Below are 12,674 nucleotides of genomic sequence, written 5' to 3' on the forward strand. Positions count from 1 at the left end.
ATTGCATAACTTGAGTATATGTACTCAACAAATTAATCACAAACGCCAAATGTTTTTAGTTTGCCATTGACAAAGTAGAAAGCATTTGAACAGTATGCAAGGGTGCCAATTTCTAAATATTGAGGGACACCGGCTGAATCAGTTGGGAGTGCTTTCCAGAGTTCAATTGCTGGTTTTGCTTTAAAAATTTGCTGTTCGGATGTTCCATATTTCAAAGGAGAATATTCGCGGGCGGCTGGTCCGAGTTCTCCGGATGGTTTGAAGCTAATCGCTGTGTAAATAGTGCCTTCTGAGGGGTCTGGAAGATGGCTGAAATCCTTAACCACGGCTGAATCGAACTGTCCGCTGCTCTGGCTAATGGCGATCAAAAATCGAAAATTATTATTTTTAGGGTTGACTAACAATAGAGCGTAATCTTTCTGCTTGTCTTCGTTGAAGTCAGCAGTGAAAATGCTACAAGTCGTTCGCTGTCCGGGATTTTCTCGCTCGTAGGCACGAATGGAAGCGACAAAGTCCGATTCTTGCGCCAAGCGATACTTGCCCAAGCTTGCTTCGAGCGATTTGGGAATTTCTCCTTGGCACTGAGGTTCTGGTAGCGCTGTCATGGATGGGGCTGCTTGAGTCCCGATGGAAGCTGGATCGCGGCGAGAGGCCGTCACATCGGTTAATGTACTCAGCGGCAGATGGTTGGATACAGCGATTGCACTACACGCTCCCAGCATCAAGGATGCGGCTAGGAGAGAAACTTTTTTTAGCATTCCCAACAAAAAACAACGACCCTATAATATTCGGTGCGCGATCGCTATTTTCAGTGATTTTTATTCATTTACTAATTGTTTCCAAAAGTCAAGTCTTTATTTGTAACAAAACCTATAGATTTATAGGCAATAAGTAAAGCTTATGTTTACAAAAAGAAGATTAGAATATCAACTTATTACCTTGCTGGTATAGTTAAAAATTAATAAAGAAAAAAGTTATGGGATCGCTTAAACCCGTAACAACATTCAGGATTCCCTCAGGAAGGAAGACATGTCTTACTCTCAAACAAAAACTCAGACAAAGACTGGGTATAAGGCCGGGGTTCAAGATTACAAACTCACCTATTACACCCCAGACTATACCCCCAAAGATACTGATGTCTTGGCGGCTTTCCGGGTTACGCCTCAGCCTGGTGTTCCTCCAGAAGAAGCTGGAGCTGCTGTTGCTGCTGAATCTTCCACAGGTACCTGGACAACAGTATGGACAGACCTGCTGACAGACCTGGATCGTTACAAGGGTCGTTGCTACAACATCGAGCCAGTACCAGGCGAAGACAACCAATATTTTTGCTATATTGCTTATCCCCTGGATTTGTTTGAAGAAGGTTCTGTTACCAACTTGTTGACCTCTCTGGTGGGCAACGTGTTTGGTTTCAAAGCCTTACGTGCGCTGCGCTTGGAAGACTTAAGAATTCCTGTTGCGTACCTCAAAACCTTCCAAGGCCCTCCTCACGGGATTACCGTTGAGCGCGACAAACTGAATAAGTACGGTCGTCCTTTGCTGGGTTGTACGATTAAGCCGAAGCTCGGTTTATCAGCTAAGAACTACGGTCGTGCCGTCTATGAAGTCCTGCGCGGTGGTTTGGACTTCACCAAAGACGACGAAAACATCAACTCCCAGCCTTTCATGCGCTGGCGCGATCGCTTCCTGTTCGTTCAAGAAGCCATCGAAAAAGCTCAAGCTGAAACAGGTGAAATCAAAGGTCACTACCTAAACGTGACTGCTCCCACCTGCGAAGAAATGATGGAACGGGCTGAATTCGCTAAGGAAATCGGCACACCGATCATCATGCACGACTACCTGACGGGTGGCTTCACTGCTAACACCACCCTCGCTAAGTGGTGCCGCCGCAACGGTATCCTGCTGCACATTCACCGCGCTATGCACGCTGTGATTGACCGTCAAAAGAACCACGGTATTCACTTCCGCGTTCTCGCCAAGTGTCTGCGGATGTCTGGTGGAGACCACCTGCACTCCGGTACCGTCGTTGGTAAACTGGAAGGCGAAAAAGGCATCACGATGGGCTTTGTTGACCTAATGCGTGAAGACCACATTGAAGAAGATCGCTCTCGCGGTATTTTCTTCACCCAAGACTGGGCTTCTATGCCTGGTGTGATGCCCGTGGCTTCTGGTGGTATCCACATTTGGCACATGCCTGCTCTGGTGGAAATCTTTGGTGACGACTCCTGCTTGCAGTTCGGTGGTGGAACCCTTGGGCACCCCTGGGGTAACGCACCTGGTGCAACCGCCAACCGTGTTGCTTTGGAAGCTTGTGTCCAAGCTCGTAACGAAGGTCGCAACCTGATGCGCGAAGGCGGCGACGTGATCCGCGAAGCTTGTAAGTGGAGTCCTGAGTTGGCGGTTGCTTGCGAACTTTGGAAGGAAATCAAGTTCGAGTTCGAGGCAATGGATACTCTGTAATCTAATGACAGAGTCATGATTGTTGAGTGCTGAGTTAAACTTAAACAAACTCAACACTCAAAATTCAGAACTCTTTAGGTCTGGGGTCAAATATGGATCTCAAGCAAATTGCCAAAGACACGGCTAAGACACTGATTAGCTACCTGACTTATCAGGCAGTGAAAAATATCGTGGCTCAGTTGAGCGAAACAAATCCTCCTTTGGCAATTTGGCTGAGTAACTTTTCTAAAACGGGCGTCATCCAAGATGGAGAAGCCTACGTCAAGGAATTACTCAAAGAAAATCCAGAGTTAGCGCTTCGGATTATGACTGTGCGCCAGCATCTTGCAGAGGAAGTAGCAGACTTTTTACCTGAGATGACTCGCACTGGTATTGAGAAATCTAATATCGAATATCGGCGTCAACATCTCGAGCGAATTACGCTACTTACTTTACCTGACCCCAGCTTCCAGCCGGAACAACAAACTGAATCACCAGGCGAGTCTGGATAACCTCGACCGTCATCTGACAGAACTCTTCAACTTTGGACGTTAGACCGCATCAAGCGTCCACTTAGCAGACATACCTACAAGGAAGACCACACAACTATGAGAACTCTGCCTAAAGAGATTCGTTTCGAGACTCTTTCCTATTTGCCAGCGCTTACCGACGCGCAAATCAACAAGCAAATCCAATACATCCTCGACCAAGGCTATATTGCAGGGGTTGAATTCAGCGATAGTTCTGCACCGGAACAGCACTACTGGACATTGTGGAAACTGCCTCTGTTCAATGCTACGACAACCCAAGAAGTTCTCACTGAAATCAAAGCTTGCCGTTCTGAGAACCCCAACGCCTATGTCCGAGTCATGGGCTTTGATAACATCAAGCAGTGCCAAGTTCTCAGCTTCATCGTTGGGAAGCCAAACCAAAGAGGTTACTAAACCTTAATTAGTCAGGTGGGCACTGCCCAACCTACTCATCGTTAACTCGTGCAAAATTGGAGAGGCAGAGCAATCTACCTCTCCAATTTGTTTGTTTGATGCCTAGCAATCGGAGCATTCACTTTAACAGACTATGACCTACTACATTTCTCCCCGCTTTTTAGACAAGCTGGCGGTTCATATCACCAAAAATTTTCTTGACCTCCCTGGAGTACGAGTTCCTCTGATTCTCGGAGTTCACGGACGGAAGGGAGAGGGAAAATCTTTTCAGTGTGAATTAGTATTTGAGCGGATGGGCATTGAAGCTGTCCATATGTCGGCAGGGGAACTGGAAAGTCCAGATGCAGGAGATCCCGGGCGTTTGATCCGCCTGCGCTATCGGGAAGCAGCAGACTTGATCAAGGTGCGCGGCAAGATGTGCGTGCTAATGATCAATGATTTGGATGCTGGGGCAGGGCGCTTCGATCAAGGCACCCAATATACGGTGAATACTCAGCTGGTGAATGGCACGCTGATGAATATTGCTGATAAACCTACAGATGTGCAACTTCCTGGCAGTTATGATTCCACGCCGCTACCCAGAGTGCCGATTATTGTCACAGGCAATGACTTCGCCACCCTGTATGCGCCGTTGATTCGGGATGGTCGGATGGAAAAATTCCACTGGGAACCCGATAGAGATGACAAGATTGGCATCGTCGGAGGCATTTTTGAGCCAGATGGATTATCTCGCAGTCAGATTGAACAGTTAGTCGATCGTTTTCCCGATCAAGCGATTGATTTCTTTGGTGCAGTGCGATCGCGCATTTACGATGAACAAATCCGCTCTTTCATCCACGACATTGGGATTAACCGGGTTTCTACTAGGGTAGTAAACAGTGCTGAAGGACCACCAGTGTTCAAAAAGCCTGATTTCACTCTTTCTCGCTTAATCGAGTTTGGCAACCTGATGGTTCAAGAACAGCAGCGAGTTCAGAATTCACGCTTGGTAGAGGAGTACAATACAAGCCGACGCTCCGTGACTCCAGAAGTTAGGGATGTGCCTCAGATGTCATCCATACCCCCGGAAAATCGGAAGACCGTTGTCCGTAATGAACTGGCGAACGAGCCATCGCACCCCCATGAGTCCGACCGAGGTAACGGTCACAGCAGCAACACTCAGGTAAATAGTGCCCGAATTAGTCCACAGGTGCAGCAACAGATCCGGGATCTACTTGCCCAAGGCTATCGCATTGGTATAGAACACGCAAATGCACGTCGGTTCCGCAGCCAATCTTGGCAAAGCGGCGATCCCATTCAGACAACAAATGCATCGGAAGCGATCGCTGCTTTGGAAGCTAGCTTGAGCGAGCATAATGGGGAGTACGTGCGCTTCATTGGCATTGACCCCAAAGCCAAGCGGCGCGTTGCAGAAACGATTATCCAACGTCCGAATAGTTAACGTTTGTAGTGTAGTATTTGCGGGGAAAGCGATCGCTCTGTTGGGGCGATCGCTTTTGTTTATCCTGGCGAATCGATAATTCAATAAGAGCGGCATGGGAACAAAAATTTGTTAATTTCGTCGCCCTTTGCGGTATAAATTTACAGTAACGAAGTGAGCGATCGTGATTAAGATATAGAGTCTCATCGAATCACAAAATCAATCCAACTTCTGTAAAGTTTAGGTGAAGTTGCACGATTTTTGTGCAATTTTTGATGAAGTTTTCATTGCTGAGATAGCGATCGCTTAATCACTTTACTTGTCACCGTAACAGAGCGATCGCTATCTCACGAGGAATCGCTCAAACAAGCTGCCTGTGGCTCTTCCGACACGTTTTTAGTTCGCTAGATTTGCACTTTGGTTAAAAAAAATCATGCAGTCCATAATCATCCTCTGGACTGATGTTTCGCTATGTAAAGCCCCTTACGATGAGATGACACTAAAATTATATTTAATGATTCCTTAAACCGAATCATTTCATCGAAATGTAGGCTGTTCTTAAATACGAGTAACTAAGCTTTTTCCGGGTGTTTCTAATGCGAAAAGCGAAAAACAAATTATAGGGTGGATAGAAAAACATTCCATGTTGCAATTGCAGTCAATCAAAAGGCTTTTTAGTAGTTTCTAAATAGCTCTTAAAATTGCATTTTAGCTGTTGTTTGAGACTGAAAAGATCAAAGCGTTTTATCTTAATCTCTTCACGGGAGCAATGATAAATCACTCCTAAAAAGTAGCGAAGTAAAGGCTGTGTATACTCTAATAAGCGAAGGTTATACAAAACTATTGAATCAAGATTGCCATTCAGTCCTTGAGCCTAGCTATTCAAAGAGACAAACAATCGCAATAACCCTAGTGTAAGCCTAATTCTTTGACTATGAAACGCCCGATTACCTCTCCCCATGAAGATTTGGCTATTACTGACTCTGCAAGTATTTCTAAATCTTCCCCAAAATCGACAAGGTCTCAAGGAAATTGGATGCGTTACTTAGTCTTAGGACTATTAACTAATGCAGCTATTTGGGGAGGAGCTTTATATTATATAAAAGTTACCAAACCCAATTACAGCACTGAGTTAGCGCTTAGTTTACCCTCAGCCGGTTCAGCCAGCAATATCAACCTGCCAGGGATTGGGCAAGCTTCCTCTAAAAGCGACTCTCCCTACATGAGTACGAATCAAGATCCCAGAGAGAACTATAAATTTCTAGCTCTCAGTAAGCCGGTCTTGGAGACTGCTGCTAATAAGCTCAATATGCCCTTGCAAGATTTTGGTAAACCCAGGGCTAAAGTATTAGACAACACCACGCTGATGACTTTTGAGTTTCAAGGAACGACTCCCGAAGAAGCTTATAAAAAATCTTTAGCGCTCTACGAAGCCTTGCAAGTAAAAATCAACGAACTGAGAATTAAAGAAGCCGCTCAGCAGGATAAAACGCTACAATCCACCCTTGGGGAGTCCCAAAAAAAATTAAAAGCAGCGCAAACACGCCTATCTGAGTACAAAGCGCGTTCGGGTTTAACTTCTACGGATCAACTTACGAACCTTTCACAAAATATTGAACAGCTACGCCGACAGCGGGCTGAAGTATTAGCTAAACAGCAAGATGCCAATGCTCGTTTGCAAGGACTATCTAGTAGCTTAGATTTATCGGCTAAACAAGCAGCAGATGCTTTTGTTCTTCAAGCCGACTCCCTATTTCAACAATACTTACAAGACTATAGTGAAGCGAACAGCCTCTTCGTTGCTTTGCAATCAAAGTTTTTACCCGATCATCCTGCTCTAATTCAGCAGCAGGCAAAGCTAAATGCCGCTCAAACGGCTTTACTGAGGCAGGGGCGATCTCTTTTAAAGCGACCCGTTACGATAGCAAGTCTAGAAGAACTTAACCTGAGCAAAAGTGGTGGATCGGGAACCTCGCGGGATGCTCTTTTCCTAGAGTTAGTGACAGTGCAGACAGAGGCACAAGGACTCCAAGCAGAAGCGCGATCGCTCAACCAACAGCTTGCTCTACTTGAGAATCGGCTCAAGTCACTTGCACAGCAAGAGGTTTCATTAGCCGACCTGATGCGAGATGTGCAAATTGCCGAAGCAGTTTTTTCTTCTACTTTAGCGAGATTGGATTTGAGCAAGTCGAATATATCTTCCTCTTATCCCCAACTTCAAATCTTTACAGAGCCTACAATTCCAACTTCTGCGAGTGCCCCCAATAAGAAATTAGTTCTGCTAGGTGCAGCCTTAGGTTCCTTGTTTTGTACTAATGGGCTACTGTTACTGTGGCTGCGCGATCGCAAAATTTCTCGGTCTTCTACGCTAGTTAAACATACCTACTTGGATACCAGTCCGTAATCACTGGAAATCGATTCAGATTTCAGGAGATAAACCGCAGCAACAATATTGTTTTGATTAGACCCAAGATGCATGAACCAGATATCAATGAAACCTCAAAATCTTGAAGAAAAGTTGATTTGGTATTACATTACCTGGATTTATGTAATTCACATTCTTGGGCTACAAATGACCTTAGTGCCTATACTAGCTTGGTTTTTCTTGTGGCGTGTAGGAAAGAAACTGTGGAGCCAAACCGAGAATACGCCAACTGAGGAGAAAATAACCATTCCCACAACAATCTGGGTGTGGATTATTTGTATCTTAGTCATGGAGGTGGCTTTAATTGCTGCTCACATGAACTTCAATCTAGGATTAGGCAAAATTCTTAACTCATCAATCAATTGGGTTGTAAGATATGCTCCCTTAGCGTTATTTCCTCTTGCAGGCTGTTTAAAAATTCGACCACAGATAATTTATAGAGCAGCTTGCATACTTTGTCTGCAAAGCTTAATTGCTGTGATCGTTTGCTATACAGCGTCTAGATTACACCTACCTTCTCATATCTACACTTCCCCTTTGCGGATCATAGAACGTAGCGGTCTTGCTTACTACAGTGTGAACCTCTACGGTCTCGATCCTGAAGGAGGTGGAGTTCGCCTTGAATTGTTTACGCCCTGGGCACCCGCCTTGGGAATGGTAGGAAATATCTATTTCTTTCTAGCAGCGCAAGAATCGAACAAAAAATGGCGATTCATTGGCATGATTGGCGCGGTTGCAATGATTGTGGGTTCGGTTTCGCGCCTAGGTATTGTATCTCTTCCTTTTGTCATATTTTCTACTTGGGCTTTATCAAATTTTACGAAACCTTATATACAACTCATAGCCGGAATCTCCAGTTTTATTATGGGAGTGTTTTCTTCGTGGCTAATCAATTCATTTAGAGCTTTCTCAGATATGTTCTACCAGGCAAGAGCAGGCTCTTCCAGAGTGAGAGATATATTGGCTCGCCTAGCAGTAGAACGTTGGAAAGAAGCTCCTATATGGGGACATGGCGTTGGTGAATTTAAAGGGCCTGCTGTTGCAACATTCAAGCCAATCGGTTCTCACAATACTTGGTTTGGCCTTCTGGTAACGAAAGGAATTGTAGGGTTTACAGCACTTGTCATTCCCTTGGCTTGGAGCTTCATAGATTTAGTAATAAAGTCGCAAAGCAGTCGAGTTGCACAAGTAGGATTAAGTATAACCTTGGTGATATTTATGTTTACCTTTGGAGAAAATATAGAGGCTCTTGCCTATGTTTATTGGCCTGGATTAGTTATGTTAGGAATTAGCATTAAAGAAAAATTTCCCAGTTTTTTATTCACTGAAACTAATATTCCTGAAAACGGTTATAGAGTCAAAACCGAACTTTAAACAATCTACTAATGATTGAGGCGAATTAAGGTAGTATTTTTTTTGATTAGACTTATACAAAGGTTAAAATAAATGCCAGTAATATCAGTGATAATTCCAGTCTACAATGCTGAACAAACAATCTTGGAAACGGTTAAATCTGTTCAGCAACAAACATTTTCAGACTTGGAAATAATTTTAGTTGATGACGGGTCGAGTGACAAAAGCGTAGAACTGATTAAAGGAATTGTTGATGAACGGATAAAAGTATTTGTCTATGAAAATGGCGGAGCCGCCGTCGCTCGCAATCGCGGTTTAGCTCACGCTAAAGGTGAATTTATTGCCTTTATTGATGCAGATGATTTATGGACACCAGACAAGCTAGAACTACAACTTGCAGAATTACAAAAGCACCCAGAAGCAGGAGTGGCTTATAGCTGGACTTCTTTTATAGATGAAAAAGGAAAACTCTTATATGTGCAGCAACCCGTATATTTTGAAGGGAATGTTTATCCACAATTATTAGTTAGCAATTTTCTAGTTTGTGGTTCAATCCCACTGATTCGCAAGCAAGCAATTGAGTCCGTTGGGGAACTCGACCCAGAACTGAAATCTACTCATGATTGGGATTACTGGCTCAGGTTAGCAGCTAAGTGGTCTTACGTTCTGGTTCCTCAACATCAAATTTTTTATCGTCAAGTACCTGGCTCAATTTCTTCCAAAATAGAGGTTAGGGAAAAATATAATCTGATGGCTCTTGAAAAGGCTTTTCAGGAAGCGCCAGCAGAGTTGCAATCTCTCAAGAACCAGAGTTTAGCAAATGTTTATCAGCACCTCGCCGATCTTTATTTAACTCGTAAAGCAGATCCTGATGCAGTTAAGCAAGCGGGTTACAAACTAAAAACGGCAGTTCGTTTGTATCCAAAAATGCTCCTAAATAGCAGCGCTCAGCGCTTACTGCTGAAATGGCTGGTGATGCGATCGCTTTCCCCTAAATTCGCTAACTATTTTCGGCAGATATCTACTAAATTTCGTGATTTTAGATATCAACGCTGGAGTAAAAATTTAGCAAATATCGGTAAGGAGACGCCCTGAATTTAGTTTGAAAACCGACCAAAGCAAGGGAATTTAGAAGAAGGGTTTAAACCCTTCTATAAATATCAGAAATAATTAGCAATTTTTAAATTAGTCGCTTCAAAGAGTTTTATAAGAGGTATCAATTTGTCAAGATTAGAGAAAAAGATTCTATCTGAGCCTGACCAAACTCAGCACTTTCAGACTGACCATCTGAAGGCTGATTTAAAAGGTCGCTCGGTTCGTGGCGGTGCAGTCACGATGGTGAGTCAGGGGTGCAAATTTGTACTTCAAATGGGATCGACGGTTGTGCTAGCTCGTCTACTCTCACCTCAAGACTACGGTCTAATTGGGATGGTGACTAGCGTGACGGGTATCGTGTTTCTCTTCAATGATATGGGTCTGTCTACGGCGACGATCCAAAGAGCCGAAATTAACCACAAGCAGGTCAGTACCCTGTTTTGGGTGAATGTGGGGCTGAGCCTCTTGCTGATGCTCTTAACTGCGGTGATGGCACCTGCGATCGCTTGGTTTTATGGTGAGCCGCGCCTCACCTGGATTGCGATCGTTTCTGCTAGCGCATTTATATTTGGTGGGTTGAGCGTCCAGCACCAAGCCTTGCTTCGGCGGCAGATGCGCTTTACCGCTCTCGCTGCAATTGAGATCGTCTCCATCGTGCTGGGGGTAGCGATCGCGATTATTTCGGCTTTGTATGGGGCTGGATACTGGTCGCTGGTATTTATGTCACTGACTACGGCAATCGTCACGGCTGTAGGAGTTTGGGTAATGTGTGGTTGGCGTCCTGGCTTACCGGCTCAACGCTCAGGCGTCCGTTCTATGCTGGCTTTTGGTGGCAACCTCACTGGTTTTAGCGTCCTTAACTACTGCGCCCGAAACCTGGACAACATTTTAATCGGGCGGGTGTGGGGTGCCGAGGCTCTAGGTGTGTACGCGAAAGCATACAGCCTAATGATGCTTCCTTTGCAACAAATCAATTCCCCCATTACCGCTGTTGCCGTTCCTGGTCTGAGCCGATTGCATTCTGAGCCACAGCAATTTCGCAACCACTATTTAAAAGGACTATCGCTGATCGGATTTTTGACGACGCCTATCGTCCTATTTATGATGATTGTCTCCGAAGAATTGGTCGAGCTGATACTTGGTTCCCAATGGGGAGAGGCTGGTACAATCTTCAAGCTTCTTGGTATATCTGCACTCGTTCAACCACTTACGAATACCTCTGGCTGGCTCTACATTTCTTCAGGAAGGACAGCTCAGATGTTCAAGTGGGGAGTATTTTCTTCCAGCTTCTTAGTGATTTCTTTTTTCTTTGGATTACCTTACGGCGCACGCGGTGTTGCTTTAAGTTATTCAATTGCCAAGCTATTACAGACATTGCCTTGTATGTACTATGCAACGCGCGGCACGTCTATCACCATGCTCAATTTATTAGAAGCCATGAAGCATCCTTTGCTGGCATCTCTAATCGCAGGAGCGATCGCTTTTGGGGTTAAGTTAGCGATCGCGCCAACTTTAACCGTTTGGGCTACAGTGATTGTCAGTTTGGCGGTAATGGCTTTGACCTATTTAATCTTGATGTTCTATGTATTCAATACCAAGGAGCTTTACCTGTCTGTACTAAAACAATTTAAACGACCTAAAGGCTCTTGATGCTTAACCGTCCAAGATGATGACAGCAAAGTATCGGATATTAGGTGAAATTTACGATGAAAATCGCTTTTATTGTTGGTAAATTTCCTACTGTATCAGAGACGTTCATCTTAAATCAGATTGTGGGACTGATTGAGCGAGGACACGAGATTGACATTTACGCCCAGAAACCGGGCGATACTGCCAAAATCCACCTAGATGTGGAAAGATATCAACTTCTTGATCGCACCTACTATGTTCCGGAGCAAAGACCAGCCAATCCTTTAATTTATGTAATTAAGGCGATTTGGCTGCTGTTAGCAAATTTCCCCAAAAATCCTGTTGCATTTCTGCGATCGCTTAATGTTTTTAAGTATGGCAAAGAAGCTGCTTCATTGAGGATGCTGTATACAACATTCTCGTTACTCCCATTTCTATCAAATAAGCCATACGATATAATCCATTGCCAGTTTGGACCCTTAGGATTCTTAGGGATGTACTTTAGGACAATTGCTGCCTCTAGAGCTAAAGTAATTATCTCATTTCGAGGTTCTGACCTCACTATGTATCTCAGTCAATATGGTGACAATATCTATAAAAAGCTTTTTGAAAAAGGAGACTGTTTCCTGCCCATTTGTAACCATTTTAAAAATAAATTGATTAGTCTGGGCTGCAATGAAAAAAAAATTATTGTACTCCGCTCAGGAATCGATTGTAATCGGTTTTCCTTTAAGACACGCTATCCGCATCCCGATGGTAAAGTGCGGATTGTTTCAACAGGTCGCCTAATTGAAAAAAAAGGGATTGAATATGGTATTCGCGCTATTGCTAACTTGACAAAAATGAACCTCGATCTTGAATACAATATCATTGGTGATGGCTCTTTAAAGCCAGACTTGCAGCAACTGATTCAAGAGCTAGATGTTGGAAATATAGTAAATCTCTTGGGTTGGAAACAACAGCACGAAGTCGTGCAAATTCTCAACGATTCCCACATTTTTGTAGCTCCCTGCGTAACCAGTAAGGATAATAATCAAGAAGGAATTCCTAATGTTTTAAAAGAAGCAATGGCAATGGGTTTGCCAGTTGCCAGCACTTACCATAGTGGCATCCCTGAGCTAGTCGAAGATGGGGTTTCAGGGTTCCTAGTTGCAGAACGGGATGTCAATGCTTTGACTGAAAAATTAGGCTACCTAATCGCCCACCCAGAGGTCTGGCCCGAAATGGGTGCGGCTGGTCGTGCATACGTGGAAAAGCACTATGAAATTGGGCAGCTAAACGACTATTTAGTTGAAATATACGAGAAACTGCTAATTACCTGATAGGGTATTTAGTAAATAGAAAAGTCAAGTTATAGGGGTAAAATTGT

General features: G+C 44.1%; 10 protein-coding genes. 9 read left to right on the forward strand and 1 reads right to left on the reverse strand.

Going from position 1 to position 12,674, the window contains the following annotated elements; translation table 11 throughout:
- Positions 1-32: 32 nt before the first annotated feature.
- The gene (locus tag NDI33_RS04260) at positions 33-758 is read right to left on the reverse strand and encodes a hypothetical protein (protein ID WP_190674591.1); all 726 of its coding nucleotides are present in this window, start codon (positions 756-758) and stop codon (positions 33-35) included.
- Positions 759-1,029: 271 nt separating this feature from the next.
- Here NDI33_RS04260 and NDI33_RS04265 point away from each other — a divergent pair, with 271 nt between their 5' ends.
- The 9 genes from NDI33_RS04265 (at position 1,030) to NDI33_RS04305 (ending at position 12,627) form a co-directional block, all read left to right on the forward strand.
- Entirely contained in the window at positions 1,030-2,460 is a 1,431-nt protein-coding gene (locus NDI33_RS04265; protein WP_190411163.1) for a form I ribulose bisphosphate carboxylase large subunit, read from the forward strand.
- 92 nt (positions 2,461-2,552) lie between these two features.
- Positions 2,553-2,951 (forward strand): chaperonin family protein RbcX, encoded by a 399-nt coding sequence (locus tag NDI33_RS04270; protein ID WP_190411164.1) that lies wholly within the window; start codon positions 2,553-2,555, stop codon positions 2,949-2,951.
- Positions 2,952-3,047: 96 nt separating this feature from the next.
- Positions 3,048-3,383 carry a ribulose bisphosphate carboxylase small subunit gene (locus NDI33_RS04275; protein WP_190411165.1) on the forward strand — a complete coding sequence of 112 codons (336 nt, stop codon included), beginning with the start codon at positions 3,048-3,050 and terminating at the stop codon, positions 3,381-3,383.
- Positions 3,384-3,516: 133 nt separating this feature from the next.
- Complete coding sequence (locus NDI33_RS04280) at positions 3,517-4,824, forward strand: ribulose bisphosphate carboxylase small subunit (RefSeq protein WP_190435472.1); 1,308 nt, start codon at positions 3,517-3,519, stop codon at positions 4,822-4,824.
- Positions 4,825-5,839: 1,015 nt separating this feature from the next.
- Positions 5,840-7,207, forward strand: a complete 1,368-nt coding sequence (locus NDI33_RS04285; RefSeq protein ID WP_348245618.1) for a hypothetical protein — start codon at positions 5,840-5,842, stop codon at positions 7,205-7,207.
- A gap of 87 nt (positions 7,208-7,294) precedes the next feature.
- Positions 7,295-8,602 (forward strand): O-antigen ligase family protein, encoded by a 1,308-nt coding sequence (locus NDI33_RS04290; RefSeq protein ID WP_190674593.1) that lies wholly within the window; start codon positions 7,295-7,297, stop codon positions 8,600-8,602.
- 72 nt (positions 8,603-8,674) lie between these two features.
- The gene (locus NDI33_RS04295) at positions 8,675-9,676 is read left to right on the forward strand and encodes a glycosyltransferase family A protein (protein ID WP_190674596.1); all 1,002 of its coding nucleotides are present in this window, start codon (positions 8,675-8,677) and stop codon (positions 9,674-9,676) included.
- Between the two features lie 126 nt (positions 9,677-9,802).
- Positions 9,803-11,326 (forward strand): MOP flippase family protein, encoded by a 1,524-nt coding sequence (locus tag NDI33_RS04300; protein ID WP_199302360.1) that lies wholly within the window; start codon positions 9,803-9,805, stop codon positions 11,324-11,326.
- 56 nt (positions 11,327-11,382) lie between these two features.
- A complete protein-coding gene (locus tag NDI33_RS04305; protein ID WP_190674599.1) occupies positions 11,383-12,627 on the forward strand; it encodes a glycosyltransferase in 1,245 nt (414 codons plus the stop codon).
- Positions 12,628-12,674: the final 47 nt, after the last annotated feature.

The sequence above is a fragment of the Trichocoleus sp. DQ-A1 genome (genome assembly GCF_039961955.1).
Taxonomy (GTDB): domain Bacteria; phylum Cyanobacteriota; class Cyanobacteriia; order Cyanobacteriales; family FACHB-T130; genus FACHB-T130.

Bases quoted from the DNA above. Each gene is read 5' to 3' on its own strand.
- NDI33_RS04290 (WP_190674593.1), top strand. From the start codon at position 7,295: ATGAAACCTCAAAATCTTGAAGAAAAGTTGATTTGGTATTACATTACC.
- NDI33_RS04275 (WP_190411165.1), top strand. From the start codon at position 3,048: ATGAGAACTCTGCCTAAAGAGATTCGTTTCGAGACTCTTTCCTATTTG.
- NDI33_RS04295 (WP_190674596.1), top strand. From the start codon at position 8,675: ATGCCAGTAATATCAGTGATAATTCCAGTCTACAATGCTGAACAAACA.
- NDI33_RS04285 (WP_348245618.1), top strand. From the start codon at position 5,840: ATGCGTTACTTAGTCTTAGGACTATTAACTAATGCAGCTATTTGGGGA.
- NDI33_RS04270 (WP_190411164.1), top strand. From the start codon at position 2,553: ATGGATCTCAAGCAAATTGCCAAAGACACGGCTAAGACACTGATTAGC.
- NDI33_RS04280 (WP_190435472.1), top strand. From the start codon at position 3,517: ATGACCTACTACATTTCTCCCCGCTTTTTAGACAAGCTGGCGGTTCAT.
- NDI33_RS04260 (WP_190674591.1), bottom strand. From the start codon at position 758: ATGCTAAAAAAAGTTTCTCTCCTAGCCGCATCCTTGATGCTGGGAGCG.
- NDI33_RS04265 (WP_190411163.1), top strand. From the start codon at position 1,030: ATGTCTTACTCTCAAACAAAAACTCAGACAAAGACTGGGTATAAGGCC.
- NDI33_RS04305 (WP_190674599.1), top strand. From the start codon at position 11,383: ATGAAAATCGCTTTTATTGTTGGTAAATTTCCTACTGTATCAGAGACG.